General features: G+C 44.3%; 36 protein-coding genes and 3 pseudogenes. 11 read left to right on the forward strand and 28 right to left on the reverse strand.

Annotated elements, in window-relative coordinates; genetic code table 11:
- Positions 1 to 57: 57 nt before the first annotated feature.
- On the reverse strand, positions 58 to 1,461 hold the full coding sequence (gene ctpA, locus SB847_RS05490) for a carboxy-terminal processing protease CtpA (protein WP_410577447.1): 1,404 nt from the start codon (positions 1,459 to 1,461) through the stop codon (positions 58 to 60).
- A gap of 146 nt (positions 1,462 to 1,607) precedes the next feature.
- Between ctpA and SB847_RS05495 the strand changes: the two genes are divergently transcribed.
- Both SB847_RS05495 and SB847_RS05500 read left to right on the forward strand, forming a co-directional pair.
- Positions 1,608 to 2,309: a class I SAM-dependent methyltransferase gene (locus SB847_RS05495; protein WP_007407947.1), complete on the forward strand. Its 702-nt coding sequence runs from the start codon at positions 1,608 to 1,610 to the stop codon at positions 2,307 to 2,309.
- 92 nt (positions 2,310 to 2,401) lie between these two features.
- Positions 2,402 to 2,653: a hypothetical protein gene (locus SB847_RS05500; protein ID WP_007612011.1), complete on the forward strand. Its 252-nt coding sequence runs from the start codon at positions 2,402 to 2,404 to the stop codon at positions 2,651 to 2,653.
- A gap of 43 nt (positions 2,654 to 2,696) precedes the next feature.
- On the opposite strand, the gene SB847_RS05505 is transcribed toward SB847_RS05500, so the two are convergent.
- Entirely contained in the window at positions 2,697 to 3,515 is an 819-nt protein-coding gene (locus SB847_RS05505) for a M15 family metallopeptidase (RefSeq protein ID WP_007407945.1), read from the reverse strand.
- Between the two features lie 83 nt (positions 3,516 to 3,598).
- Positions 3,599 to 4,297, reverse strand: a complete 699-nt coding sequence (gene deoD / locus SB847_RS05510; RefSeq protein ID WP_003153702.1) for a purine-nucleoside phosphorylase — start codon at positions 4,295 to 4,297, stop codon at positions 3,599 to 3,601.
- A 136-nt stretch (positions 4,298 to 4,433) separates the two neighbouring features.
- On the opposite strand from deoD, the gene SB847_RS05515 reads away from it, so the two are divergent.
- Positions 4,434 to 4,559 (forward strand): hypothetical protein, encoded by a 126-nt coding sequence (locus SB847_RS05515; protein ID WP_003153701.1) that lies wholly within the window; start codon positions 4,434 to 4,436, stop codon positions 4,557 to 4,559.
- Between the two features lie 54 nt (positions 4,560 to 4,613).
- On the opposite strand, the gene SB847_RS05520 is transcribed toward SB847_RS05515, so the two are convergent.
- From SB847_RS05520 to SB847_RS05530, 3 genes are all read right to left on the reverse strand, one after another.
- Positions 4,614 to 4,934 carry a YodL domain-containing protein gene (locus SB847_RS05520; RefSeq protein ID WP_003153700.1) on the reverse strand — a complete coding sequence of 107 codons (321 nt, stop codon included), beginning with the start codon at positions 4,932 to 4,934 and terminating at the stop codon, positions 4,614 to 4,616.
- A gap of 59 nt (positions 4,935 to 4,993) precedes the next feature.
- On the reverse strand, positions 4,994 to 5,605 hold the full coding sequence (locus SB847_RS05525) for a phosphatase PAP2 family protein (RefSeq protein ID WP_410577448.1): 612 nt from the start codon (positions 5,603 to 5,605) through the stop codon (positions 4,994 to 4,996).
- Between the two features lie 73 nt (positions 5,606 to 5,678).
- Positions 5,679 to 5,852: a YozD family protein gene (locus SB847_RS05530; RefSeq protein WP_003153696.1), complete on the reverse strand. Its 174-nt coding sequence runs from the start codon at positions 5,850 to 5,852 to the stop codon at positions 5,679 to 5,681.
- 117 nt (positions 5,853 to 5,969) lie between these two features.
- Between SB847_RS05530 and SB847_RS05535 the strand changes: the two genes are divergently transcribed.
- A complete protein-coding gene (locus SB847_RS05535; RefSeq protein ID WP_012117771.1) occupies positions 5,970 to 6,113 on the forward strand; it encodes a hypothetical protein in 144 nt (47 codons plus the stop codon).
- Here the strand turns inward: SB847_RS05535 and SB847_RS05540 are convergent.
- From SB847_RS05540 to cgeC, 15 genes are all read right to left on the reverse strand, one after another.
- Positions 6,110 to 6,790 carry a hypothetical protein gene (locus SB847_RS05540; RefSeq protein ID WP_003153690.1) on the reverse strand — a complete coding sequence of 227 codons (681 nt, stop codon included), beginning with the start codon at positions 6,788 to 6,790 and terminating at the stop codon, positions 6,110 to 6,112. The genes SB847_RS05535 and SB847_RS05540 overlap by 4 nt on opposite strands.
- A 227-nt stretch (positions 6,791 to 7,017) precedes the next feature.
- Positions 7,018 to 7,236, reverse strand: a complete 219-nt coding sequence (locus SB847_RS05545; RefSeq protein WP_410561797.1) for a VOC family protein — start codon at positions 7,234 to 7,236, stop codon at positions 7,018 to 7,020.
- A 311-nt stretch (positions 7,237 to 7,547) separates the two neighbouring features.
- Entirely contained in the window at positions 7,548 to 7,772 is a 225-nt protein-coding gene (locus tag SB847_RS05550; protein ID WP_007407941.1) for a YozE family protein, read from the reverse strand.
- Between the two features lie 74 nt (positions 7,773 to 7,846).
- Positions 7,847 to 8,125, reverse strand: coding sequence for a YokU family protein (locus SB847_RS05555; RefSeq protein WP_410561793.1), 279 nt, complete (start codon positions 8,123 to 8,125; stop codon positions 7,847 to 7,849).
- Positions 8,122 to 9,543 (reverse strand): lysine 2,3-aminomutase, encoded by a 1,422-nt coding sequence (gene kamA, locus SB847_RS05560; protein WP_410561790.1) that lies wholly within the window; start codon positions 9,541 to 9,543, stop codon positions 8,122 to 8,124. The genes SB847_RS05555 and kamA overlap by 4 nt, the downstream gene beginning before the upstream one ends.
- Positions 9,540 to 10,412, reverse strand: coding sequence for a putative beta-lysine N-acetyltransferase (ablB, locus tag SB847_RS05565; RefSeq protein WP_410561788.1), 873 nt, complete (start codon positions 10,410 to 10,412; stop codon positions 9,540 to 9,542). Before ablB ends, kamA begins: the two co-directional genes overlap by 4 nt.
- On the reverse strand, positions 10,375 to 11,682 hold the full coding sequence (locus SB847_RS05570; RefSeq protein ID WP_326156413.1) for a peptidase: 1,308 nt from the start codon (positions 11,680 to 11,682) through the stop codon (positions 10,375 to 10,377). Before SB847_RS05570 ends, ablB begins: the two co-directional genes overlap by 38 nt.
- Positions 11,648 to 12,343: a 3-oxoacid CoA-transferase subunit B gene (locus SB847_RS05575; RefSeq protein ID WP_410561784.1), complete on the reverse strand. Its 696-nt coding sequence runs from the start codon at positions 12,341 to 12,343 to the stop codon at positions 11,648 to 11,650. Before SB847_RS05575 ends, SB847_RS05570 begins: the two co-directional genes overlap by 35 nt.
- Positions 12,328 to 13,017, reverse strand: a complete 690-nt coding sequence (locus tag SB847_RS05580; RefSeq protein ID WP_012117777.1) for a CoA transferase subunit A — start codon at positions 13,015 to 13,017, stop codon at positions 12,328 to 12,330. Before SB847_RS05580 ends, SB847_RS05575 begins: the two co-directional genes overlap by 16 nt.
- Positions 13,018 to 13,023: 6 nt before the next feature.
- Positions 13,024 to 14,355, reverse strand: a complete 1,332-nt coding sequence (locus SB847_RS05585; RefSeq protein WP_101670567.1) for an aspartate aminotransferase family protein — start codon at positions 14,353 to 14,355, stop codon at positions 13,024 to 13,026.
- A 246-nt stretch (positions 14,356 to 14,601) separates the two neighbouring features.
- A complete protein-coding gene (locus SB847_RS05590; protein WP_410561780.1) occupies positions 14,602 to 15,048 on the reverse strand; it encodes an AraC family transcriptional regulator in 447 nt (148 codons plus the stop codon).
- Between the two features lie 137 nt (positions 15,049 to 15,185).
- Positions 15,186 to 15,326, reverse strand: coding sequence for a YjcZ family sporulation protein (locus tag SB847_RS05595; RefSeq protein WP_007612029.1), 141 nt, complete (start codon positions 15,324 to 15,326; stop codon positions 15,186 to 15,188).
- 78 nt (positions 15,327 to 15,404) lie between these two features.
- Positions 15,405 to 16,184, reverse strand: coding sequence for a GNAT family N-acetyltransferase (locus SB847_RS05600; RefSeq protein ID WP_038458805.1), 780 nt, complete (start codon positions 16,182 to 16,184; stop codon positions 15,405 to 15,407).
- Between the two features lie 38 nt (positions 16,185 to 16,222).
- The gene (locus tag SB847_RS05605; RefSeq protein WP_410561776.1) at positions 16,223 to 17,494 is read right to left on the reverse strand and encodes a glycosyltransferase family 2 protein; all 1,272 of its coding nucleotides are present in this window, start codon (positions 17,492 to 17,494) and stop codon (positions 16,223 to 16,225) included.
- 64 nt (positions 17,495 to 17,558) lie between these two features.
- On the reverse strand, positions 17,559 to 17,858 hold the full coding sequence (gene cgeC / locus SB847_RS05610) for a spore maturation protein CgeC (RefSeq protein ID WP_007407929.1): 300 nt from the start codon (positions 17,856 to 17,858) through the stop codon (positions 17,559 to 17,561).
- Positions 17,859 to 18,068: 210 nt separating this feature from the next.
- Here cgeC and SB847_RS05615 point away from each other — a divergent pair, with 210 nt between their 5' ends.
- Complete coding sequence (locus SB847_RS05615) at positions 18,069 to 18,500, forward strand: hypothetical protein (protein ID WP_044802191.1); 432 nt, start codon at positions 18,069 to 18,071, stop codon at positions 18,498 to 18,500.
- Positions 18,501 to 18,506: 6 nt separating this feature from the next.
- Positions 18,507 to 19,463, forward strand: coding sequence for a CgeB family protein (locus SB847_RS05620; protein WP_082998644.1), 957 nt, complete (start codon positions 18,507 to 18,509; stop codon positions 19,461 to 19,463).
- 50 nt (positions 19,464 to 19,513) lie between these two features.
- On the opposite strand, the gene phyC is transcribed toward SB847_RS05620, so the two are convergent.
- Positions 19,514 to 20,665: a 3-phytase gene (gene phyC / locus SB847_RS05625; RefSeq protein ID WP_410561773.1), complete on the reverse strand. Its 1,152-nt coding sequence runs from the start codon at positions 20,663 to 20,665 to the stop codon at positions 19,514 to 19,516.
- A 315-nt stretch (positions 20,666 to 20,980) separates the two neighbouring features.
- On the opposite strand from phyC, the gene SB847_RS05630 reads away from it, so the two are divergent.
- A complete protein-coding gene (locus SB847_RS05630; RefSeq protein ID WP_032873355.1) occupies positions 20,981 to 21,406 on the forward strand; it encodes an SDR family NAD(P)-dependent oxidoreductase in 426 nt (141 codons plus the stop codon).
- Between the two features lie 33 nt (positions 21,407 to 21,439).
- Here the strand turns inward: SB847_RS05630 and sprB are convergent, their stop codons facing one another.
- The 3 genes and pseudogenes from sprB to SB847_RS05645 form a co-directional block, all read right to left on the reverse strand.
- Positions 21,440 to 21,616 carry a recombination directionality factor SprB gene (gene sprB / locus SB847_RS05635; protein WP_007612049.1) on the reverse strand — a complete coding sequence of 59 codons (177 nt, stop codon included), beginning with the start codon at positions 21,614 to 21,616 and terminating at the stop codon, positions 21,440 to 21,442.
- A gap of 2 nt (positions 21,617 to 21,618) precedes the next feature.
- Positions 21,619 to 21,792, reverse strand: a pseudogene (locus SB847_RS05640) (hypothetical protein); the annotation flags it as partial.
- Between the two features lie 191 nt (positions 21,793 to 21,983).
- Positions 21,984 to 22,259, reverse strand: a complete 276-nt coding sequence (locus tag SB847_RS05645) for a DUF3221 domain-containing protein (protein ID WP_410577450.1) — start codon at positions 22,257 to 22,259, stop codon at positions 21,984 to 21,986.
- A gap of 531 nt (positions 22,260 to 22,790) precedes the next feature.
- Between SB847_RS05645 and SB847_RS05650 the strand changes: the two genes are divergently transcribed.
- Together SB847_RS05650 and SB847_RS05655 are read left to right on the forward strand one after the other, a co-directional pair.
- Positions 22,791 to 23,027: a hypothetical protein gene (locus SB847_RS05650; protein WP_015240043.1), complete on the forward strand. Its 237-nt coding sequence runs from the start codon at positions 22,791 to 22,793 to the stop codon at positions 23,025 to 23,027.
- A 123-nt stretch (positions 23,028 to 23,150) separates the two neighbouring features.
- Positions 23,151 to 23,525: a YoqO family protein gene (locus SB847_RS05655; RefSeq protein WP_007407921.1), complete on the forward strand. Its 375-nt coding sequence runs from the start codon at positions 23,151 to 23,153 to the stop codon at positions 23,523 to 23,525.
- Between the two features lie 16 nt (positions 23,526 to 23,541).
- Here the strand turns inward: SB847_RS05655 and SB847_RS05660 are convergent.
- Positions 23,542 to 23,614: pseudogene (locus tag SB847_RS05660) on the reverse strand (hypothetical protein); the annotation flags it as partial.
- Positions 23,615 to 23,757: 143 nt separating this feature from the next.
- Complete coding sequence (locus SB847_RS05665; protein ID WP_410561769.1) at positions 23,758 to 24,210, reverse strand: YoqH family protein; 453 nt, start codon at positions 24,208 to 24,210, stop codon at positions 23,758 to 23,760.
- A gap of 377 nt (positions 24,211 to 24,587) precedes the next feature.
- Here SB847_RS05665 and SB847_RS05670 point away from each other — a divergent pair, with 377 nt between their 5' ends.
- Together SB847_RS05670 and phrK are read left to right on the forward strand one after the other, a co-directional pair.
- Complete coding sequence (locus SB847_RS05670; protein WP_029326141.1) at positions 24,588 to 25,703, forward strand: Rap family tetratricopeptide repeat protein; 1,116 nt, start codon at positions 24,588 to 24,590, stop codon at positions 25,701 to 25,703.
- Complete coding sequence (gene phrK, locus SB847_RS05675; protein WP_016936664.1) at positions 25,700 to 25,822, forward strand: phosphatase RapK inhibitor PhrK; 123 nt, start codon at positions 25,700 to 25,702, stop codon at positions 25,820 to 25,822. Before SB847_RS05670 ends, phrK begins: the two co-directional genes overlap by 4 nt.
- 40 nt (positions 25,823 to 25,862) lie before the next feature.
- Here phrK and SB847_RS05680 read toward each other — a convergent pair.
- Positions 25,863 to 25,986: pseudogene (locus tag SB847_RS05680) on the reverse strand (DNA polymerase); the annotation flags it as partial.

The following is a 25,986-nucleotide window of genomic DNA, read 5'->3' on the forward strand; positions in this document are numbered from 1 at the left end:
GGGCTTTTCGCAAACAGAAAACACCCAATGCGCGAGCGGCGCATCGGGTGTTTTTTACTATTTCATATTCTTATTTAATGTTTCAACGGCTGTTTTCATTTGTGTATCGTTGTCTGCAAGCTGTTTTTGCAGATCCGTCATCAATTTTGCCGTTGTGTCTCCCGTTACAATGCCTGTTTGTTTCAGTTTCTCTTTTGCTTGGAATTGTTTAACGGCTTGTTCAAATGCTTTATCATACGTGCCGTTTACATTCACGCTGTACCCCAGCGCTTTCAGCATTTTTTGCGCATTGGTGACGGTGGTTCCGGAATCCCCGGATTTGTATGTTTTTTTCGCATCTAAATACGGCAGGTTCGCATATTCAGGAAGCTTAACCTGATATTGCGGTTTGATGCCTTTTTTATGAATCCACTCTCCGTCCGCTGTCAGCCATTTAGCGATTGTCAGTTTAACGGTAGAACCGTCGCTGTAATCTTTTGCCGTCTGCACGGTTCCTTTTCCAAACGTTTTCTCGCCGATCAGCGGAATGCCCGATGATTCATGCAGCGCAGCCGACATGATTTCCGCGGCGCTCGCGGTGCCGTCATTGACGAGGACGACTGTCGGTTTTGCCACTTTGCGCTCTTTCGTCGCTTTCATGACCTCTTTCGTGCCGTCTTTGTATTCGACCTGCATGATATTTTTCCCTTTATCGATAAACATGTTGCTCATTTTGATGGCTTCATCCATCAGTCCGCCCGGGTTGCCCCTTAAATCGAGAATGTATCCTTTCGCTCCTTGTTTTTCGAGGCTGTCAATGGCTGAATTCAGCTCTTTTGCCGTCGATTCGGAGAAGGATGTGATTTGAATTTCGCCGATGTCTCCTTTTTTCATTTCAGAGTACACCGTTTCAACCGGGATGGTGTCACGTTTGATCGACAGGTTCAGATCGCCGACACCCGCTCTGTGCAGCACAAGCTTGACGTTTGTTCCCTTTTTGCCGCGGATTAATGCGACGGCTTCGTTTACATTAAGGCCTTTAACGCTTTTGCCGTTGACCTTCAAGATCTGGTCATTCGGTTTAACCCCCGCTTTTTCCGCGGGTGACCCTTTAATCGGCGATACGATCAGGATGCTGCCGTCCTTTTCTTCCACTTGTGCGCCGATGCCTTCAAACGAAGCGGAAATTGTTTCTTCAAAAGACTTTCCTTCCTGCGGGTCCATATAAGAAGAATATGGATCATCCAGGGAACTGATCATGCCTTTTATCGCTCCGTCTACTAATTTGCTGTCATCTGTTTTTTGATAGTAATCACTTTTAATCTGCTCGTAGGCTTTATTGAATTTCTCAAATTTGCTGTTCGTCAAAGCAGCCGAGCCTTGTCCGAAAATGGTCGTATTGCCCGTGATAAACAGCGTAAGCGCCGAGGCTGCGACCGCAGTGATCAATATAATAAAAAACAGTTTAAATTGCCGCTTCAAGAAAACACCACCTTTTTATTCTTACATTATTATCATAGACGAACGCTCATTCGTCAACTTCAAACGTGAGGCGCCCTTCTTTCCCGTTTACCCAAACCTATGCTTTTCTCTCAACATATGCTGAGGAAAAAAGGAGGATTCGGCCTTTGAGCAAATATTTAGAAATGCTGTCCTTATTCGGAGTCGGAGGGGCTCACCCCGGCGGGCTCGCTTTTTCCAAAGCCGTTCTCACAAAAGCGGCTCCTCCTCCTGGCGAACCGATTCTTGACGCCGGCTGCGGAACGGGACAGACGGCCGCTTATCTCGGCCACCTGCTGTACCCCGTCACCTGTGTTGATAAGGATCCCCTTATGCTTGAAAAAGCAGCAAAACGATTTGCCGCTGAAGGCTTAACCATTCCGGGCTATTTGGCGGAGCTTGAGCGGCTTCCGTTTGCTGAAAATCAATTTTCCGCCGTTCTTTCCGAATCAGTTCTCACCTTTTCAAATCTTGATTCATCGCTGTCTGAAATCCTGCGGGTCCTTAAACCCGGGGGTATGCTGATCGGCATTGAAGCTGCTTTACAAAAGCCCATGCCGGAAAACGCCATCACGCAGATAAAAGACTTCTACGGTTTTACCGTATTGCAGGATGAAACGGCATGGAAACAGAGATTGCTTCAGCAAGGCTTTCAGAAAGCGGATTTCATTCCCGCTGTCTATGAAAACAACGCGCAGGAGCCGACTACAGAAATGGATTTATCGCCCGTTATTCAGCCGGTTCACTACGATACGCTGACGGCTCATTACGAGCTTATGCAGACGTACCGTGAATATATGGGACACTGCGCTTTTGTCGCTTACAAGTAAAACGGCGATTGTCCTCCTGTTTTCGTCCAACCTTTTTACCGCACTCTATCATAAGCTGACATAGAAAGATAGGTTGGATAGGAGGAGAAAAGATGCAAAACTATTATCATCTTTGCCGGCAGCACCAGGGAAAAGTAGCAAGAATTACAGAACGAAACGGCAGAGTCCACGTCGGAAGAATCGTACGGGTGACTAACAGCAAAGTGTATATCGCCCCTGTCGGCGGCCGTCACAGAGGATACGGGTTCGGCTATTGGGGAGGCTGGGGAGGCTGGGGAGCAGCCTACGGTATCGGCCTTGGTTTGATTACCGGATTTGCGCTTGGAGGTTTACTCTTCTGGTAATAAAGAAAGCCCGCTTTCTATTTTTCAAGCGGGCTTCTTCTTATTACACTTTCTTTACTTCATTAAAATATTCTTCAAGCGTTAATTGATGGTCATGGATGGCTTTTGCCGCTTTTTTGCCTACATAGCGTAAATGCCATGGTTCATACTCATACTTTGTGACATTTTCTTTGCCTTTAGGATAGCGGATGATAAAGCCGTATTCATACGCATGGTCTTTCACCCATTTGCCGTCTGCCGTGTTTCCGAACGCTTCATTCAGCTCATATCCGTTGCTTTTGCTGGAAATGTCCATTGCCAGCCCCGTCTGGTGTTCGCTTTGCCCTGGGTATGCGACGGCTTCTTTCGCCTTTTTTTCACCTTTCAGACTGACTTCATTATCGAAAATAACTTTCTGTCTGTCATAAGAGCGGTATCCCGAAACGGCAACCAGGTCATAACCTTCTTTTTTCCCTGCGCTGAATAGTTCCGCCAAAGCATCGGCGGCAGGTTTGCGGATATATCGTTTCTCGATTTTCTCAGTAAAAGAAAATTCGACTTTCGGGATCACGAGATCATTCGGTTTATAATCTCCCGGCAGCGTGTATGTCTTATTCACGAGCGCAAGGGTATTTGTCGGGTTTTGAATGGTCTCAAGCCCGTTCACTTCTTTAATATCATTAAAATATTTGCTCTCCAATACAAAATCGCTGTTTTCTGCCTTCGTTGTTTTTTTGCTTGATGTGTCATCTGATTGTTTTGTTTCAGCTGCTGTTTTTGTGTCCTTGTGGCTGTCGCCGCCTGAAATGCTGCAGCCGGTTCCCACGATTGCGGTTACGCTGAGAGCGGCAGCAAGCGAAAACCATTTAGTGGATTTCTTCATTTTACACTTACCTTTCTTTTTTTGAATCAGGGCGATGCATAAAGAAGAGGGCTGCTTTAATCAGCATAACCCTCATCTCAAGTTTACGATACAGTATGCAGCGCCAGTTTAATCATATCATGAAAAGTCGTTTGACGCTCTTCTGCCGTTGTTTCTTCTCCCGTTAATACATGATCGCTTACAGTCAGGATAGACAGCGCTTTTTTGCCGTATTTAGCGGCAAGCGTATATAAAGCAGTCGTTTCCATCTCTACGCCGAGAACGCCGTATCTGGCAAGCTTTTCGATTTGGGAGTCTTCATTGTAAAACTGATCGGCGGTGAATACGCTTCCGACCGCTACGGGAAGATTGTTTTTTTGCGCTTCCTGGTACGCTTTATGAAGCAGTTCGAAGTCTGCGCAAGGAGCATAATCTACACTGCCGAAGGCGACACGGTTCATCTGTGAATCCGTTGAAGACGTCATAGCCAAAATCACGTCACGCACCTTCACGTCATTACGGATGGCTCCGCATGAGCCGACTCTGATTAAGTTTTGAACATCATAGCTTTGAATCAGTTCATTCACATAAATAGAGATAGACGGAACACCCATGCCGGTGCCTTGGACTGATACTTTTTTGCCGTTATATGTACCCGTAAACCCGTACATTCCTCTGACTTCATTATAGCATTCCACATTTTCAAGATAAGTTTCCGCAATAAATTTCGCTCGGAGCGGATCTCCCGGCAAAAGCACTGTATCCGCAATTTGGCCTTTTTCTGCGTTTATATGTACACTCATTTCCTTTTCCTCCTGCCTATTCAAACTCCCACCCATTGTACACTGAATAACGGTAAGAGACAATCATCAGCATGATCAGGGCGATCTTGGGCAGAATATGCGGGATGACAAGCCTAAAGAAAAAGGAGTGAACATAATGGGCAAAAAACAGCGCAACCGGGTGACCGGCCAGAAAAAGAACAATCACGTGCCCGTTTCAGACGTCATTGCAGCTGATGAAGCGCATGGAAAAGAGCATTCCGCCGCTAAACGGAAGCCTTAACACTGTCTTTCCCAGACAATACGGAAGCCGGCTGAAGATTCAGCCGGCCCCGTCTTACCTTGGCTGGACGAGCAGCCGGTTAATTTTGCTCCATCCCGCAGGGTTAAGCCTGTAATAGGTCTTTCCTTTTCTTCCTTCGTCTATGAGTATGACATCTCCGGTCGCTATGAATCTGGCTTGATAGTCGTTTGGGACCGTATCAGGCACATTAAAAACAGAAAATGCCCTTTCCAGTGCGTCTTGATGATTGTCAGCGGCCAGCTCTGTCCGATAGACGACCCTGTATCCCTTTTTCTCGCCGTAGCGGGGTGTTTGAAAAATCGTCACATCATAGGCACAAGTCTTTTTTTTAAACACGGGCAGCGATAACAGCATCAAGATCCCTCCCTCTTATTTCTTAATAGTATTAGCGTTTTTTCTCATTTTTCCTGTCTCTATTTTTGTCGAAACGGATGATACTTTTCGTCAAAGAGCGCAAAAAGCGAAACGAGGCAAAGTCCGAGACTGAATCCGGCAAGGACATCCGTCGGAAAATGCGCGCCCAAATAAATTCTGCTGAATCCGATCAGAATGACGAGAACTCCGGTAAAGACGGTGACGGCCCTCTTTCTTTTCGTGAAAAACGGAACATGCTTGATCAAAAAGTAAGCGATGACGGGATACATCACTGCCGAATTCATGGAGTGGCCGCTCGGAAAACTGTATGAGGTTTCATGGACGAGCGGTTCAAAAGCGGGTCTGGCTCTTTCAATCAATTCTTTTATTTTTATGTTTACAATCCGTTCAATGAGAAAGAGAAGCGGCAAAAAAACAACATCCGGCGTTTTTTTGTACATATACAGAGCTGCGCCTGTCAAAAGAAGAAGCGGCAAAAGCACCGCGGTCGTGCCGAGCTCCGTTATCCATAACATCAATTCATTCAGCCAGACAGACCTGATCCTGACAGCCGCTTCTATCACACGCTCATCAAAAGCCCGGCCGGCTTCTATCCGGATCGCTGCTGCGAGCAGAATAAACAATGTGAAAAGACTTGCTGGCTTGTACAACGTTTTCCCCCCATGTTTCATTCTCCCGAGCTGATTGAAAAAACCGAAGCTTTTTCACTTCGGTTCCGCAGTTTCAGTCTTCATCAAGCTCTTCGTCTATCATACATTTTTCTAATAAATAATCAAAGGTGATGTCGGCTATTTCGAAGATTTCCTCTTCACTCGGTATGTACCCGCGCATAGCAAGCTGACTGTAAAAATAATCAGCTATTTCTTCTGTGTCAATCACAAGATCTATTTCTTTCATGCAAACACCGCCTCCTTTTTTATGTTTTATGAAAAAACCGTTCAAATTATACCCGAAAGTTCTAAACGTTTTGTCCGCTCATATACTTTTAAAAAACAAGCCCCGGAGGGAGAAAAGATGATGACGAAAATGATGGCTTTATTGGACGGAGATGGATTTGATATCGTATTGGAAAAAGTGCTGAAAGGAATGTCGTTTGTAATCTTTGCCGGCTGTCTGCCCTGGTTTTTATATGTCACCGTCCGTTTTTTTGCCGGCTAGCTGAAATGCTCCCGCAGGCTTTCCAGCACAAAATTCATCATATCTTTATATTCTTCGTCACCGAACAAATGATAAAGAATCTTATAATCGTTATAAATATCAAGCAGCTCATCTACAATCGATACCGCCAGCACATGCAGGGCATCGGGATCATCAGCATCGCCTTCAAACTGAAGAAGAGCAGACGCGACGGTATCCTCGCCGATCTCATGAGATGCTTCCCCAACATAGTGGACAAACAGCAGCTGATGCACAAACTGATCCATTTCATATTTTCTCAGAACCAGCGTGAGATCCTCTTCCTCCGTTTCAAGCCACTCTCCGTCTTTCAGCCGAGTCAGCTCATAAATAATATCCTCCCAGCCATCCTCTAAATATCTCCATATTTCAGTTCTGTGACCGATGACACGGAATAATTCCTTTCCGTAGTCCTTTACATATACGACGTCGCCGATCAGAAATTCATATTCAATATCCAATTTCTCCATATCGACGATCACGCCCTCATAATCTTTATAAAGCTGGATGGACGATTCAAAATAAAGCACTTCATTATGATTGACTTCGTAAAGATAATGTTTATCAATTTGATGAACCTTCGTAATGGTGCCGACGGTTCCGTACATCACGACGACCACGATGTCTCCCACTTGAAATTTCGGTTTATCTGGCTTCATGCTGTCTCCCCCTTGCCGCGGACTGTCATACGCTATCGTATGCCGGCCGCCATAATTTCGCATGGGCATGAAAACCACAGGAAATATCTATTTCTGCACCTGTTCAAAATGTCAAAAACCGCAATATGCTTGTGCGTTTTTTCACTTACCGTAACAGAAGCGTCTGATGACATTCCGCTCTCGATCGACTGAGCAGTAACAATACTGAGACAAAAAGCTTCTATTTTTTATGAGTTTTTGTATGATGCAAAGGTAAATACCCGGCCCGAAGGCATGTTGACAATATCACCGCCGTGATGTTCAAGATTTGCTGTGAAACACATCATCGAAGGTGTAGGGAGATCCAATTCCGGCTGCATATTTGCAATCGCTTGTGTTTCATGAACAACCAAACTCGTTTCGGCTTTCAATGAAGGCACAACTTCAATCCGCTTCAACCTTGTCACATAAAATCCCCTTTTCCGTCCAAACGTCAGTGCCTCATCAGTCTTACCTAATGGATCATTTGATTCCCCTCACTTCATTTAAATGTTTGATTATTTCTCCGTGAAAAGAGGCTCCTTACCCGGGACCCCGCCGGCAGCAGGCTGATCCGGTGAACTCTGCAGCTATACATTCTACTGTCTTATGATACGTGCCGTCAGGAAGATTTGTTTACGTGCTGATCAAAACGGACGGCGTTGCGGGATTTGATCATACGGCACATTATAAGCGAGTGATTTCAACAGAAAAAAACCGCACAATGTGCGGTTTTTCGTCAGGCGTGATGCACCTCGGTCTCATATTTTTCCCAAGCTTCATCAAATGTCGCCATCGTTTCTAAATAGTCGGCGCTCAGTTCTAAATAAGAACTGAGCTCGTGATAATCGCTTGACGTTTTCGGAAAGCCGTGATCTTCGTATGCCTGATTCGCAAACTGGCTGATTGCGTCCTGCGGCTTGGGATGCCTGTATTTCATCAAATAGTGATAAAAGGATTTCATGGGTTTCCCCTCCTGATGACTGTCTTTTGTTGTACTATTATACAATTCAAGTGTGAAATTACAACAAAAGAAGACTAGGAGAAGTCAAAATAATTCCGTTTCAAGATCCGTTCTGTCTCCATCAGCTCTTGATATGTGAGTGTTTCCGGTAATTTTTTTGCATCGACTAAAAAAAGCTGATTTTCGATTTCCGCTATGACCGCTTCCTCCTGATAAGTCATGCCGCAGGAGGAACAGGCGAATGCGGGTGTTTCTGTAATTTCTATGGCCCTCGTACCGTCAGGAAGCTCCCAGTACACAGCCGCCTCACTAGCTGACGCCTTCTGATTGCCGCACCACTCGCATGGCTTCACGGCGACTCACCTCCGACTTCCGATCCTGCTTTTTGCTCTTTCTTTTGCTGTGCAATAAATTTCTTTTCTTTCAATTCATCTCTCTTTTCCCTGCGGTCTTTCAGCGTTTCATGATCAGGGTTTGATGTAAACGTTTTCCTCCTGTCGATCCTCGATACATTTTCCGGTGTGAACGAAACCTCTTTGTCCGCGAAAATGGCGCTCAGTCCGACCGGCTCGTGTTTGGCCATCGTTCCCGGAAAAACAGAGTCAAAATAGTCGTCGGCTTGATTCGGGATATAGTTTTCCGGCTCGGGATAAGATGTAATCACCCCTTCGAAGTTTCTGATCACAACTTTCTCCGGACTTTGGGAGAGCAAGTAGTTCGGCTGCAGGGCGATTTTACCGCCTCCGCCCGGGGCGTCGACGACAAAGGTCGGCACGGCAAAGCCCGTTGTGTGGCCCCTCAGTCCTTCAATGATTTCCAGCCCTTTTGACACAGGCGCTCTGAAATGGCCGATTCCCTCTGACAAATCACATTGATAAATATAATACGGACGCACGCGGATTTTCACTAAATCATGCATGAGTTTTTTCATAATCGGCACCGAATCGTTAATGCCTGCTAAAATAACGGCCTGGTTACCGACCGGAACACCTGCGTTAACGAGCTTTTCACACGCCGCAACCGATTCTTCCGTCAGTTCGATGCTCGTATTAAAATGAGTGTTCAGCCAGACCGGATGATATTTTTTCAAAATCTCACAAAGGTTATCCGTTATCCGCTGCGGAAATACGACGGGCGCTCTCGTTCCGATCCGGATAATTTCAAGGTGGGGAATGTCACGCAGGTTTTTCAAAATATATTCCAGAATCTGATCGTTGATTAAAAGCCCGTCTCCGCCGGAAATCAGGCAGTCACGGATTTCCGGCGTCTCCCGGATGTAAGCGATGGCCGCATCAAGCTGTTTTTTCGGCACCCCCATTCCGATCTGTCCGGAAAAACGCCTTCTGGTGCAATATCGGCAATACATCGAGCATTGATTTGTCACCAGAAAAAGAACGCGGTCGGGATAGCGGTGCGTAAGACCGGGAACCGGTGAATCTTCATCTTCAAACAGCGGATCTTCAAGGTCATATTTCGTTTTATGCATCTCTTCTGACAGCGGCACGGACTGCATGCGGATCGGACATCTCGGGTTATCGGGATCCATTAAAGAAGCATAATAAGGCGTAATGTTCAGGGGAATGGTTTTTACAGACATCCTGACGCCTTCTTCTTCCTCTTCGGTCAAATGAATGACTTTTTTCAGGTCATCGACGGTTCTTACAGTATGGGTGAGCTGCCACAGCCAATCATTCCACTTTTCTTCCGGCACATCTTTCCACAATTCAATCTCCTTCCAATGACGCTTCGGCTGAAACCATTTGTTTGTCAAACGAATTCCTCCTTATGAATGGCCAAACGTAAAGTCTTGCACCATATATTCATATTTTCGAGCCCTTCTGAAATGCGGCAGTTGTTCACAAGCCTGCCTCTGTAGCCGTATCCCGCATGGTACAAAACGGCATTCATCCCGTAAGACGCTGCACGGGCCAAGGAAAAAAGATGAATGATTCCCCGGCCCGCGAGTTCCTGCTCCAACGCTTTAAACAAGTATGCTGTTACGGAGTTCCCCCTGTAATCTGACAGAACCGCGCAATCGGTCATTTCAGCGTGCCCCAATACCGGATTGATATCTGCGCTTGCCGCCCCAATGAGAAGATCCTGATCAAATGCGGCATAATAGATGGTGTTTTCTCTCATTGTTTTTTTAATATATAGGGGATTAAAGACAGGAGTCGGATAGGTAAGAAAAACATGTTTATATAAGTGCGTTAAACGGTCTGCATCATCTTCGTCCGCTTTTCTGAACATCAGCGTGCTTTCTGTCTGAGTCAGTCCCCGCCGCGGTGTCTCATATAAACGGTCAACAGTCGAATCTTCTGATACATATGAATCTGACCGTCTCCGTTCCTCTGCTAAATAGCGCACCATCACAACAGCCTCATGCCCGTTGTAATACCCGTCTATGACACCCTCAACAATAAAAAGATGCTTGACAAATTCCGGCTCATCGCCGCGCTTGGCAAAGAAAATTACCTTTTGGGCTCCTTCTTGCTTTGCTTCTGCCAAAACGGCCGGAATAAGCGCCGTGATCTGTCCTTCATAACGAATGACTCTGAGCCGCTCATTGAAACGGTCTGCATCAATCTCGGCCGCTCCCTTTTCAGCCCTCAGTTCCTTTATCAGCTCCGTCACCCCCATCTGCCACCCCGCACCATTCCATGATAAAAAGAGAAATGATTTTGACGGCATCGATTAACGCCCGGATTTCAATGTATTCATTCGCCTGATGCGCCGCCTTGACTTCTCCCGGGCCGAAGACGATGACCGGCGTCTGTCCCGCGTGCTGCAAAAGCCCTCCGTCCGTTCCCCACGGGGACGCTTCACGAACCGGTTTTGCCCCTTTCATTTTCTCAAAAGAAGATTCCAGAGCGGAAATCAGCGGATGCTCATCCGGGAGATCATTCGGAAGCCACTGAGCCCCAAACCATTCTATTTCCGCCGGGTGGTGTTTAAACCATTCATCCCGGTACTCCAAATCTTTCAGCCAGCTTGCGAGCTCTTCTTTTACTGCTTCGGGCGTTTCATCCGGCGCTATTCCGCACCTGCCTTCTATCACCACACGGTCAGCTACCGATGATGGCCACGTTCCCCCTTGGACGATGCCGATATTAATGGGAACCGGAATCGGAACGTCCCGATAAAGCGGGTCTGTGATACGGGCGTTGCGGACGTGTTCAAGCTCTTTAAGGGCTGTGATGACATGCAGGCTTTTTTCAATGGCGCTCACCCCTTCATAGCGGGTGCCGCCGTGTGCGGACAATCCCCTTACCGTAATGCGGAACCACATAGACCCTTGCTGCTTAACAAACAGCTTTAAATTAGTCGGTTCGGGAATAAGCGCCCCGTCAGCCTTGTAGCCCCTCATAACAGCCGCCAGTGTTCCCGCGCCGCCGCACTCTTCATCTATGACACTTTGAAACAGAACATCTCCTTTTAATGTAATCCCGCAGGCTTCAAGCGCTTCTAACGCAAACAAGAGGGCTGTATTGCCGCCTTTCATATCCGTTGACCCGCGGCCGTAAACTTTGCCGCCCTTTTCAACAGCGGTAAACGGTTCATACGTCCATGCGGCGGGATTTCCTTCCGGGACAACATCGATATGTCCGTTCAGTATCAGTGATCTTCCGCCCCCGGCCCCTTTCTTTACGGCTGTGATATTCGGGCTTTCATGGAAGTCTTCACGTTCCGATACAAAATAAGCATGCTCTTTCAAATGTTTGACACTCGGCTCCCACACATCAATATCCATGTCGAACTGTCTCAGTTTTTCTAAAACGACTGCCTGTGCGTTAAATTCATGGCCGAACGTGCTTTTTTCCCCGATCAGCCGTTTCAGCAGGCTTACCGCTTTTGCTGTGTTTTCTTCCGCCCACTCAGTGACTTTCTTTTCTAATTGATCCATGGACAAACCCCCTTTTAAGAAAACATTCTCCCAATCTGATTTCGGCATCCGTTGTTTGAATGACATCGTCTATGGTCGTGCCATTCAGCAGTTCCTCAAGAACAAAAGCCCCATCATCTATGCTGATGACGGCTTTCTCTGTAATGATGAGATCTGCACAGCCCGCTGCTGTAAGCGGCAATGAACAGCTTTCGACCAGCTTCGGCCGGCCTTTCTGATCGGTGTGGCTCATGACAACAACCACTTTTTTCGCGCCTTGGGCAAGCTCCATCGCCCCGCCCATTCCGGGCACTTTTTTCCCCGGCACGAGCCAATTGGCGAGATCACCTGTCCTGCTGACTTGGAGCGCGCCTAAAATGGTAATATCTATCAGCCCTTTTCTGATCATGGCAAAAGACAGAGCTGAATCAAAATAGGAAGCACCCTTAACTGTACTGACAGGAAACCCGGCCGCATTACATAAAAGCTCATCCTCCTCTCCGCGCTCCGGACTGCCTCCGATCCCAAGGACGCCGTTTTCCGCCTGCAGCATTACCTCCATGCCGGCCGGCAGAAAGTTCGGCACTAAAGAAGGAATGCCGATCCCCAGGTTGACAATCATACCTGAGGTAATTTCACTGGCGGCCCGCCTCGCGATACTCTCTCTTTCCGCTATTCCCAAGCCCATCTCCACTTCACTCCTTCACTTTGCACGACACCCTCCACGAAAACGCCCGGCGTTACAATATGCTCGCTGTCAAGTTCGCCGGCAGGCACAATCTCTGCCGCCTCAGCAAATGTTCTTTCGGCCGCCGCAGCCATCAGAGGGTTCATATTGCGCGCCGTTTTGTCAAACGTCAGATTCCCGAATTCATCAGCAGTATGTGCGGACACAAAAGCGAAATCAGCCGTCAGCGCTTTTTCAACTAAATAGGACTTTCCGTCAATCGTTACGGTTTCTTTGTTTTCACAAACAGTTGCGTTATCAATGCCGATATCAGTTAAAATACCGCCTAGCCCCGCTCCTCCTGCGCGAATCCGTTCAGCAAGCGTCCCTTGCGGCGAAAATTCCACCTCAAGCGCTCCGTCAGTCATTTGTCTGCCCGCGACAGGATTTGAGCCGATATGGGAAGCAATCAGCCTTTTCACCCGCTTATGAACGATAAGCGGGCCGATGCCGATTTCCGGAAATCCGGCATCATTGCAGATGACGGTCAGCTCTTTAACGCCGCTTTCCAAAATCGCTTCAATTAATGACGGAGGTGAACCCACTCCCCCAAAACCGCCGAACATAATGACAGATTCGTCCTTGACATCGGCAATTGCTTCATGAATATCGATTTTTTTATGAAAAATAGACATATCAGCTCAATCCTTCTTCATCATTTTTTCAACTTCTTCTGCGGCCTGGGAAAATAGATCTGACAGCTCATCCAGCTCGGCATATGAAATCGTGAACGGCGGGGCGATGATGACGGCGTCTCCTTCTCCGCTGTCAATGCCGGGCTTTGCAGGGTAGATAAGCAGGCCCCGTTTTTTTGCCGCTTTAATGATTTTTTCGGTGAAGCCCTGTTTTTTCGAAAAAATGTCCTTTGTCGTTTTATCCTTAACGAATTCAACCCCGATCAGGAGGCCTTTACCGCGGACATCCCCGATCACCCCGCTGCGCTCTTTGATTTCTTCTAATTTCCGCTTCAGCATTACGCCTTTTTCCTCTGACTGCCGAAGCAGCTCGTGTTTCTTAACATAGCGAAGCACTTCAAGCGCCGCTCTTGCACAGTATGGGTTGGCACTGTACGTATGTCCGCTCATAATGACCCCGGAGCCCCGCTTGATCGTTTCAATGATGTCATCAGACGCAACGGCTGCCGCTATCGGAGCGTAACCGGCGCCTAACCCTTTTCCGAGCACCGCGATATCAGGTGCGATCCCCCAATGCTCAGAAGCAAGCATCCGCCCTGTTCTCCCGAGCCCCGTCATGACTTCATCCGCGATAAACAAAATACCGTGCCGGCGGCAGACCTCCTCAAGCGCTTCATAATAACCTGCCGGCGGAGTGATGGCTGCTCCGGCTGCTCCGACAATCGGTTCTGCGACAAATCCCGCGATAAATGAGGAACCGATCCGCTGAACAGCCGTTTCCAGTTCAGCCGCCGCAGCTTTCACAAATTCCTCTCCCTGCAGCTCAGAACGATACATATTAGGTGCTGAAACGGCCGGAAACCGTTCGAGCAGCTGGGTGAAGCGATATCTCCGTTCGTAGAACCCTGATAATGAAAGCGCTCCCAAAGTAATGCCGTGGTAACTGCCCCATCTTGATAGGAAGACGGATTTTTGGTATTGCCCTTTTTCCTGCCAATATTGAACGGCCATTTTCATCGCTGTTTCGACTGCCTCTGAGCCGCTGTTTACAAAAAATGACCAATTTAGCCCGCCCGGCAGATGATCAGCCAGAAATAAAGCCAGTTCTTCTGCCGGAGTACTGGTGAATTGCGAGCGATACACAAACGAAACGGAGTCAAGCTGCTCTTTTAAAGCTTGTATAATATCCTCCGTGCCGTGGCCGATATTGCAAGTGACCGCCCCCGATGCTCCGTCAAGATACTTGTTCCCCTCCTGATCATACACATATGATCCCTTTCCATGACTGACTGACGGATAATTTGCGTCAAGCTCCGGTTTGATTAAATAGCTCCCCATATCTTTCCACCTCGAAAACCCATTTGCTTCATTGTATGAACAGATGAATAACCGCATTCTTATCCTTCAGAAAGTTTTTTGCAGAAAATACCTTTCTGTAAAACAGGCTGCCGGAGATGTCCCGACAGCCTGAAGAGCGTTCTGGAAATTCTATTCCTATTGTTGATTTTATTCTTTGCTCAGCTCATCATCACATCATTTTGATCTGAATCAGTATAAGCAGAAGGCGGAAAATTCCCGTCTTCTTTACTGTATGGGAATCAATATTTCACAAAAATGATGATTCACCTTTTGTAAAGTATACCTTTCGATAATGGGCTGTTCTCTGATTGATAAATTATTTTTTTCGATCTCAGAAAAAACAGTATTCCAAAATCCACTGACTGCCTCTTTTGTGTGATCAAGCAAGAAGACAGCGTACTTCCCTCCGGAAAATGTACCGATCCGGGCTGGTTCAGGCACATGGTCTTGATTGATAACAAGACAAACATCATAGCGGCATTTCTCTTTAGGAGTACGATTCGGATGGTCTTGCGGAATTCCTAAAATGACAGAATGATCAAGCAGACCATTCAATTGCGCCCAGTTTTTAAATGACTCCATCAGTTCTTTGTTTTGCTTTCCGCCGTACTCTCCGATGTTTCGGAAATAAGCAATTCTTGATTCAGGTAATTCTTCAATCGTTATGTTCACATTTTCGCCCCCTTCTCCAGAAGGTAATATGTATTAAAATGTTTTTCAAGCTGACTTTTTCAGCATGGAAATAACAAAAAGCCTGCAGAAAGTGAGGTTCTCTGCAGGCTGATTTTCATTATAGGATTTTTTTCAGTCTAACAAATAAAAGCCGCACCGACGATGATTAATAAAATAAACAATACCACAATCAGCACAAAAGTGCTGGTTCCGCCTCCGCAGCCGCCGTGCCCGTAACCATAGCCAAAACTGCCGCAACCGTAGCCATATCCGTACATACGCAAATCATCCTTTCTTCTTACGATATACGGCATTGTATGCGGGCCAACTCCCAATTGGTTTATGCGAATGCCCAACTATGTAAGAAAATAATGAAAAATTGTATGCACGCGCCGAAATCTTTTGAAGCCGAGTTTTTCATAAAAGCGGTTTACACCGTCCATCCCGGACGTCACAAGGTATACAGTTTCCATGCCGTTCAGCTTTGCCGCCGCCATCAGCTCATTCATCAATATCGATCCATAGCCTTTTCGTTGGAATTGATCCAGAATTGCGACTTCTTCTATTTTTGCGGTTTTATCTGCTTTGTTGATGAAAAGCTCTCCGCAGCCGATCGGAATCGTTTGCGAGGCGTCGCTGTAGCACACGACAAGCATAACCGTTCCGTCCTTATACAAAGGATATTTCCGCTCTAGCTTTTGTTCGGCCGCCGCCTCGCCAATGTAAAGGGCATCATAGATGTTCATAATAGACGACCCGTCGGCGAGGCTTTTTTCCGTCCCCCAAGCAGTGAGCGGGTGTCCGGCCTGCAGATCCCCATTTTCCAGTTTCCTTGCAAAAAACAGCTCATCTTCCACTACGCAGCCCTGCTTTACCAGAGTTTGTTTCAGAAGAAGCGGAAACGCGTGCTCCGGAGCCGCTTTCACATGAATATAATTGGCTTGAAGCATGCCCGGAACGGACGAAAAAAACGGCAGCAGTTTGTCTAACGGAAATGTACGGTGCAGCTGAACAAAGTTATGCGAAAAAATCTGCGGCAAAAAAGGGTCCGTATATACACTGAAATGCTCGAACCTCTGAATGCCGGAAGTAAGCTCTATATACTGCTTCTCGGTTTTATCAAATTGATCGGTCATAAAAGCTCTCCTTTTCCTTACACATCCAACTGCATCTCTCAACCTTTTGTTATATTGAGATTTCTCATAATTTCATCGTACACCGGATAGAACGGCATTCCAATTGGTAATTGTTTAATTTGCTGAAAGGAAATGGGTATCGCCTTCTGATTCGCAAAAAAGCGTTTCGCTACGTCATGACTGATCGGATGGAGAACCCCTCTCAAATAAACATAAAATTCCCGTTCAATGCGAAACAGCATTCTCCCGGGCAGATGTTGAATACAGCCCGATGTCCCCCGGCTGATCGGCGGACCGTCCGGAAGCGCTTGTATTTCGTCCCGTTCTAAAGCCGGGATGCCATGCCGTTTAAATCGGTAAAAGCGAAATGCGCTATGATTAACCAGCCTTTTCTCCCCGTCTTCTATAAAATAAACATGAAACTGATCCCTGACGAGCTGAAAATTCGGAATACTGCCGGAGTTCTCTTCCTCATATTGAAATAAAAACGGATCCGGAATGACGACGGTTCGGCCTTCATATAACGTATGCCAGCGCTCGTTTACAGGCTTCCTTTTATTTCGGTCAAGCTGATATACTTTCTGGTCCGTCCCTTTTACAAAAGACCCATCGATCAGGACAGACGGAAGCGATTGATACGTGTTCTGAAATGAGTGAGGTGTTTTATAGGTCGTATCCAACACTTCTTTTATCGGCAGAAATGATGTAAATGTGTTGAGCCTGCTCCAAAAAACAGAGTCTCCGTGATTCCAATGCATAACATCTTCGTCCCAAAAGCTGCCGAACTTCTCTTTCACACGCTCAAGCAATGATCTCCGGTGCATCACTGAACAGTGATCAACGAGAAAAGCGGCCTGATCAAGCACCTCTTCAGCAAAACGATAGAAGTGGAATTGTTCTGTTCCGCGCCCGTTTACATGTATCACCTTCTGGCTGGAATAGACGGCATCAAACTCGCTGCATTGATTAAGCGCTTCCGCCATGCGGCTGAGCCTATCCGGATGAAATACGGTGTCGTCTGTCAAATAAGTGATGTATTCGCCTTTAGCCCGTGAAAGCGCATCATTAATCAAAACGGCATACCGGGTCGACTTCAGCCGTTCGGCAGGATTGATAAAACTGTTGTCATAATATATGCGAGGATCTTTTATATACGTACTGATGGCAGCCGAGGTTTCTTCATTTGAATGATCATCCATCACAAACAGCTCCCAATTGCTGTAGGTCTGATGCAAAACACTTTCAATCGCCTGTTTCACAAGATCCGGTTTGTTGTAACTCGTTAAGATAATTGAGATCTTCTTTTCCATCCCATCACCCCTTCTGTAAAACGTAAAAAACGGCTCCGAAAGAGACAGAGCCTGATATCCGTTATTAAAAAGCACCCCAGCTGACGATGCTTGAAATCGCGACGTTTGATCTCGTATTATTGAGCGGATTTTGAAAAACGGCCAAATCTGACAGCACTTCTTTGACAATTACGTTTTGCAGTGTGCTGCCGTTAATCAGATTGACGCGTGATACAGGAACCCCAAGCTCTTTTGCCATTACAAGCTGACGCCGCAAATCTGAATGATCTCCGGACGGCTGACGGGATAACAAAAGAAGAAGAAGCAGTACGAGCTGAAATTCCTCCTCAAAACCCCCGTGTTTTACAGTTTCTTCTGAATCCAAAGTATTCCTCTCCTTCATTTTTTAATCTATACAACGTATGTCATACTCTTACAATCCGCATAGGCAAACAAAGCCTGATTCGAAAATTCAGCTGTTTGATTAAATATTGAAAAAAACACAAGCAAAACGGCATTCGACTTATACCAATCTCTTCAATCAGGAATATGAATAAACGTGAGGTTAAAATTGTTAAAGGAGGTGTATGTACGCATGAGCGAGGATCGTTTGGAGCTTAAAAAGGAGTTATTGAAAACTCTTTTAGCCCCTGTATTTGACAACAGCGCTTTATCTGGCGGCACAGATGGAGGAGATAATGTGGAAAACAAAGTAAAAGATTTATTGGAATCGGCAATTGATGCAAAAATAGATGAAGCAGCGGCGAAAGACAGTCTAAGCGCACAATCTGTATTGGGAAGCGGTATTTCATTAGCGGCGAGATGGATTTTTGCAAGAATTCAGCCCGGCACTGTCATCAGCATTGTGATGGATTCAGGAGACATGATCGGCCCGGTTCAATTTGTTGCCTTTGACGAAATTCACGGAATCGTTTTTGTTACGCAGGAAAATTCCGTTACACCGGCAGGCTCTGCTACAACATTGCTTGACGTCGACAAAGTTGAAAGTGTCACGTTCACTTCGTAACAGCATATGAACGTTTTATATATCCGTTCAGGATATAAAGGCATATACACGTATTTTGACCACTGGATCGAGGAAGGCTTTTTACAGTCTTCCGTCCGCTTTTTTTCTGTTTCTGAGTTTGAGGAAGATACCATCCGCAGTATACGGGCATTCAAACCAGACATCAGTCTGATGATGACGGGAGACCGTATTCCGTCTGAATGGCTTCAATGGCTGAAGACAGAACAGATTCCCGTTTATCTATGGATGACGGAGGATCCTTTTTATTTCGATGTGAGCATGACAATCGCCCCTTTCGCCGATGCCGTTTTGACGATAGAACAAAACGCGCTTGATGCTTACCGGCAAATGGGCTTACAGCACGTATATTATGTCCCGATCCCCGTTAATCAGCGGCTTTTTAAGAAACAACCTGCTGAAGCCTCTCTTCACACAAATCTGCTTCTGATCGGATACCCGTATCCGAACCGCGTTGAACTGGTGAAAGCAGCGGCGAAGCTTCCGTATACGCTTCGTATTATCGGGAAGGGATGGCGCAGACATCTGCCTAAAAAAATCGCCAGGCAGCAAAATGTGCTCGTAATGGATGAATGGATTGCACCCGAACGTGCCGCATTATATTACAACAGCGCAGACGTGGTCTTAAACCCTCACCGTTCTTATCGGTTTGCGCTCAATCAGAACGGACGCGGCATCGAAAATATCAGTTTAAATACGAGAAGCTTAGACATTGCGGCTTGTCAGGCCTTTCAGCTGACAGACCTTTCTCCCGCGCCCCCGTTTTCATCATTTGTTTCTTACAGCGGGCTTGCGGATTTTGCGGATAAGATCCATTTTTATATGACAAACCCGGGTGAACGTAAACAAATCGCGGCGCTTAATTACCAAGAGACAGTACCGGCGTACACGTATGACCGGCTGCCGGCTGTGCTTTCGGCTATCCGTTCCAAGACTTTCTCATGAAACGCTCTTCACATCAAAAAGCAGCTTGGATAAGCTGCTTTTTTTCATGTTTATTTTCCGCTTCTGTCAGTCAGTTTTCTTGGGTCAACCTGTTTATTGACCTGCGGGTGAAAGCCGATTTTATCAGCGATTCTTTCCCATGGCACCATTTTAAAATTTTGATTGGCCTTTTGGCCGTGATTTATATTCTCTCCGTCCTGTGCCACAAATAGGCCGAACGGATATTCAGGCCCCAGCCCGAAACCCAGAACGTCAATTCCGTCTGTATCGCTTGTGCCGTCTGTTTCGGACCCGTCTGTTATCTGAAAGTCCGCAACATATTTGTTCTGTCCCTGTCTTTCATAAATCGCGTAGCTGCTGTTACCCTGGCTTGATGCAAGCAGATAACCTTTCCCGTCAGCAGCGTAGTAAATCGTCAGTCCTTCAATATCAGGGGTTAAATGCCTGCCGTCTGCACGATCGATCACCGTTCCGTTACTGCCGCCGTCCGGCTCAGCGCTGAACTTCCAGATGGCCTCATCTTCTTCTGCGATAAAAAGACTGCCGTATTCATCGTCTGCTGCCATCCCTTCTGTCTGAGAATTCATTTTAAACGCCCTTACCTTTTTGCCGGATATGTATCCATTTTTATCCGCATTTAATTCGTATTGTTCAAATTCGCCTTCTTTCCCTGTCACCATCGCGTAATATTTTCCTGTTTTTTGACTATGGTACAAGCTGAAACCGTATACTTCATCAATTGCTGACGCAATCGGGCGGTCTGGGTTCGTAATGCTTTGTAATGTGCCGTTTTTCCCGTCAATGGCGTAAATCTCAATGGTATTCTTTCCTTCAGACCGATTGGATGCCGCCGCAATATCGACTTTTTTTCCGTTCAACGGAAAATCATAGCGGATATCAACATTGTTCAGCTTCCCGGTAGGATAGGAATGAAGCATCTTTCCCTCAAGGCTGTACACGACTAAGCCTGATTTTTTATTGGTTGTGATCAATTTGCTGTTCTGAGGATTCTTGGAGTCCAGCCAAATCGCAGGATCATCAGCTGCATCACCGGCTGTATCAACCGGCTCTGTTTCCGCCGCCGCATTCACTGTAAAATGATAAGGATCAGACAGCTTATGCTTGGCCTGGGAAGAAACCGCACCGCATGTGAGCATCAATCCGGCTGCCGCGGTTAACAAAAGTGTTTTTGAATGATTCATTTTCCATCCTCCTTTTATGAACGTGCACTCTAATTGTAAAATACATACAGGAAGTTCAGTGTTAAGTTTTTGTGAAGATTGTCCGAATGTGAGAATTTATGAAGAGAAAAAATTGACGTGAGCAAATATTCTTTATGAATATTTAGTACATTGTTTTATTTGTAAGTTCTATTCTATTAATCGGGTAAAGCGATATGAAAGCGCATCAGATTAATGTTTTTCTCTAATTTTTGATTTATTGGTTTCTTTCATTAACTCGCTGAAATTGTTCAACATATGATGCATGGTAGAGAAACGAGAGTTGGAGGATAAGCCATGCCTAAACAGCAAGCAGTAGAGCTACAACCGTTTTTTCACGATAAAACTGTTCTCGTCACAGGCGGAACAGGATCAATCGGAAGCCAAATAGTAAAACGCCTTTTGCTCTTAACCCCTAAAAAAGTCATTGTGTTCAGCAAAGATGACAGCAAACAATATGTGATGAAACAAAAATACGCGGATGAACAAAGACTGTCGTTTGTGCTCGGCGATGTTCGTGACTACAGAAGAGTCAACCAAGTGATGAAAGGTGTTGATATTGTCTTTCACACAGCTGCGCTGAAGCAGGTTCCGACATGTGAGGATAATCCCTTTGAAGCCATTCAAACCAACCTTATCGGCGGACAAAATGTCGCAGAAGCCGCTTTGCTGCAAGAAGTGACACATGTGATTAATATCAGTACCGATAAAGCCGTTTATTAAGATACTTACCACAAACAAATCAAAAAAAGAAGCTTACTCTGCACTCCTTTCCAAAGCAGCCTCCAATAAATGCTGAGCAAATTGTTTATAAAATTCATCTAAGTCATTACTCGCTTCATCCTGATCTATATAGCGGATACTGTAATTATCTTTATGGACAACCTTTATTGTTTTCTTCTTTAATTCCTCATAACGTTGGTAAGGTTCCAAAACTACACCCCCGCTTTCACAGGAGTATTATATGTATGTAATGGTTCGTCTCTTGACTGTTCTTTCTTTATCAAAACCTCGCAAGCTTGTTCAAATGTACGGTTAACTTTTTTCTTTATCCAGCGTTCAGTACCGATCTCTTCGCATATGAATACGGGAATGCTGGTTTTATTCAAGGTGCCCAGTCATTCAAAATGTGTTCTTGACATATGCCTTCTCTGCACCTGAGTCAACAATCGTCAAATAAATCTCGGGGCAGGAATAAGCCACCGCGAATGAAGAATGAGATGAGGTTTGAAGACATTATTTCTGTTTAATATGCCGCTTCAGTTTTGCAGCGGTATTCCTAGGAATTACAGAATATGTACTAAATACTTTCAAACTTTGAGATGTTTGTTTTTGGAGGTGAAGATTCATTTAATTTTTTATACCAAATACGAATTTTTTGTCCTTTGCTCAAGTCATCTTTATTGTTAAGTTGACTAAGTCCCAGTAATACTATATCCGATTTATACTTTTCAATAATCTCTATTTCACTAAGATTTTCATAATCTTTAACATTATCTTTTTCATTACGTGTGAGAATTGCTTGATTCTCTCCTTTAAAAATGACATAGCCGATCATGGTTTGCTCATTTTCCATAAAATTTTTGCTATGTTGGTTTTGACACCCTAATGTTATACATAACAAAACTAACAGCATTATAAACACTCTATACAAGTTCAAACCGCCCTTCTTGCATATTTGTGACAAGAGTAAAACACTGTTTTAGGAAATGACAGACTAAAACGCCTCATTTTTAAGGATTTAAACAACTTCCCTGTAGTCTTATGGAACACGGCGAGATCTTCACCATCATAGAACCGCACAATTACATCACTAAATCCAAATTGGCTGATCAACCACATCACCTTCTTTAAGCGATCTAATGTTTAGGTAAGGTCTGACTTCTAAGTCTATCTAGCCTTTCCGCAAAATCATTTTGCTTATCTCTAAGCAGTTTACATTAACTAAGGATATGTACAGTTTTTCAGACATGTTCAGCTTGTCCTTGAAATGCCGGATTGCTTTATCTTGTTCTTGACGTAAAATGTTTATCATTTAATCATGCTGACTTAATATAATGTTTAAGTGTTTTTATATGGGAGGAATATGTGAAAGGAGGCGGTTTATTTGAAAAACGATCAGAAAATAACTCTAAACTCTTCTTTTGCGTTATCCACTCTTATTGTCTTACTTATTGCATTGTACCCATCCTATTCTTCTTGGTTTGTCACCATATTCTTTTTAGGATTTGCACTGATATACACATTTGAAAAAAAGAGCAAATCTTCAAAACTAATTGCTGTTATCTCTTATCCATTATTTATTGTTGCGTTTGTTTACAGCATAATAAACAGCATGTCATGATCCACTCTAAATTTGTTCTTAAAATTACGATTTTAAGTTAACTTTAAACTGCATTATGTTGAGAATATCACCTTTAATTGGTAAGCTGACACCAGATCATACTTATCTAATGAAGGTGAAATCATGAATAAAATAATCGGAATGACCGGATTAATTATCTCCTTACTTGTGCAAGGGTTCTCAGCAAGTGATTCATTGACTCATAAGATCGCCATGGCTTGTCTATTTTTGTTCTTATTGGTTTATAATTTTAACCATACTAAGGAGTTCTCTAAAAAGTCTCTGGCGATTATAGGCGCTTCCTTTATTGTGCTAATGCTTGGGATTTATCAATTGCTCTTTTTTACCGATGATTACTTTGAAAGTCGCGGTTTAAATTTTGGATTTATCCTCTTACTTGAAATTGTTTTAGTTATTGGATTAGTGACTGCTGCGCTGAATTTAATTAAGCATATTGCAGACCGCTTAAGGAAAACACCTGATGGTAAAGAGCGTTGACTCTTTGCCTTTTTTTAGCTAACCATTTCTTTTTATGCCGTCTTTCTATGTACAAAATCAAACGCAATATCGACTTTTGCCGGCTCTCTTCTTCAAATGATGAATTGACTCCAGACATTCCATCTTAATGGACTCTTCTTCATTTTTCACCAGAATTTCTCGATCAATTACCTTTTTGACAATTTACAAAAGATCCAGTCGCATTGCTCTCTTTGATAAGAGCTCTACATTTCTAATAGCAAGATTGAACATTGTTTGTTAATACACTCGGTCCCAACTTTTGTGTCTTAGAATTTGAAAGGCGCACTTGCACTTTAACATTTGTCATTTCAGCTGATATGGAATCAATCCTTCCAGCCCAATTAGGACTCTCTCCCTCGGGAGTCGGATATAGTTTAAATCGCCAACTGATTTCCCCTGTTTTGGAGGCAAATCCTTCATAACTGTCGTAGCTTCCATAAGAAGATGGTTGAGGAAGGTGGACAGCAAGAATACTCATATTCGTTCTCGCAGCACTTGGCGGGTATAACTGCACTTTATAGATTAGTGCCGCACCCTTCGCATTTTTCAGTTTTTGATTTACCGGTTCGAGTACTGCACTACAAGGCATTGGACTTGCTTTCATTTGAGTTGGAGAGGCAATAACAGCAGCCAATAAAGGTATAACCAAGATAAATCGTTTCATCTACATTCCCTCACATTTTTTTGTTAATTTCCCTTACTCCCGCCTTGAATATTCATCACTTTCGAATGGTTAGCTTCATTAAAAGGTGAAAAAGGCAGTACTGGAGCTAAAGGAGCTACTGGTGCTGCTGGTAAAGATGCGAAAATCAGCATATGAATTAGCCGTTCAACAAGGTTTCTCAGGAACATTAGATGAGTGGCTTGCCTCACTGAAAGCAACAGGAAATTGATCACATCCCTTCTCTAACGAGGAGGGTATTTTTTTCGTTTTTCAAATTAGAAAACCCCAAAAACTCTACATCCTTTTACAATTTTTTCAATGACTATGTTATGATTATTCCCAAAGGATTTTTGAAATTTTCAGAAAGAGGGGTTTGAATGAGCAAGATCGCTTCAGAAGTTGTTGCTACTACACTGAATGATTGGTACATTGCTATAAAGAAACAAAAGGTACATGAGTCAATAAAATATTACTCAGAGATTAAAAGCCTGTTCGATGATATGGAAGAGGATCAAGAAGTTCTTGCATATTACAGTTTATTAGAAGAAAGACACAAAATGTTGCTGCACTCTTCACGCGGAGAGCCTTTACAAAAGCACACTTATTTCACTGAAGAGAATGAAAATTTCATAAAAAGAACGAACGATAAATTGGAATATAACTTTTATTTATTCGAAGCAATGTACGAGGCATACAACAAAAATTATGATCGAGCAATTAACTTATATGGATTAGCTGAGAAAAAGCTTGCAGAAATTCCGGATGAAATTGAAGCAGCTGAATTCTACTCCAAGGTCTCCTACTTATACACTCTTGTTAAACAAAGCATTGTGGCACAACACTATATCAAGAATGCAATTGCAATATATAAGCGACACCCTGACTATAAATGCAAACTGGCAACTTCAACAATGATTGCGGCTGCAAACTATTCCGATATGAAACGGTTTGAGGAGTCAGAAACATATTATTTAGAAGCAATAGACATTGCACAAGAAACAAAGGATGAATATTTGGAAGCTCAGTTATATCACAACCTTAGTATCGTGTATTCTGATTGGGACAAACCTGATAAGTGCATTAAATCTCTCGAAAAAGCTATTGGAAATGAATCTTGGATGAATTCAAATTATTATATAAATTCTTTATTCATGATGATTAAGGAGCTATTTAAAATTGACGAAAAAATGAAAGCCATTAATTTTTACAATAAAGCACAGGAAAGACTCATATTAATGGAGAATAAGGTATACGAAGCCAAAATTAGCACCCTATACAACCTATATTGTGGTGAATTAAAAAACAACTTCAATAATTGCATCCGTTACATTGAGTTTTTAAAACAACAAAATGACCTTGAAAGTGTAGATGAATTGTCCTACATAGCTGCAAAAAGGTTTGAATCAATAGGTGCTTTTGAAGAAGCAACAAGCTTTTTCAATGAAAAAATTTGGGCTGAACAGAAAATGAATCAGGTGGAGGGAATCTTATGAAAAAAATTGTGCTTTGCGTATCTATTTTAACTGTAATTTTAAGTGGGGTAGCTTTAACGCAATTGAGTACAGATTCACCATCTAACATCCAGGTAGCTGAAAGGCCAGTCGGAGGTTGAAAATTAATTTAGCCCTACTCATATGAGTGGGCTTTTTATTTTATAATTTGTGACCACCTGTCAAACCTGCTCTATGTAATGCTGTGCCTCTCAGATGTATAAGAAACAGCTCGTAAGATCGCTTTAGATCCGCCGTATTTATTTCTTATCCCGACCATAACAAA

Source organism: Bacillus sp. SIMBA_026 (assembly GCF_046535335.1).
Taxonomy (GTDB): domain Bacteria; phylum Bacillota; class Bacilli; order Bacillales; family Bacillaceae; genus Bacillus; species Bacillus velezensis.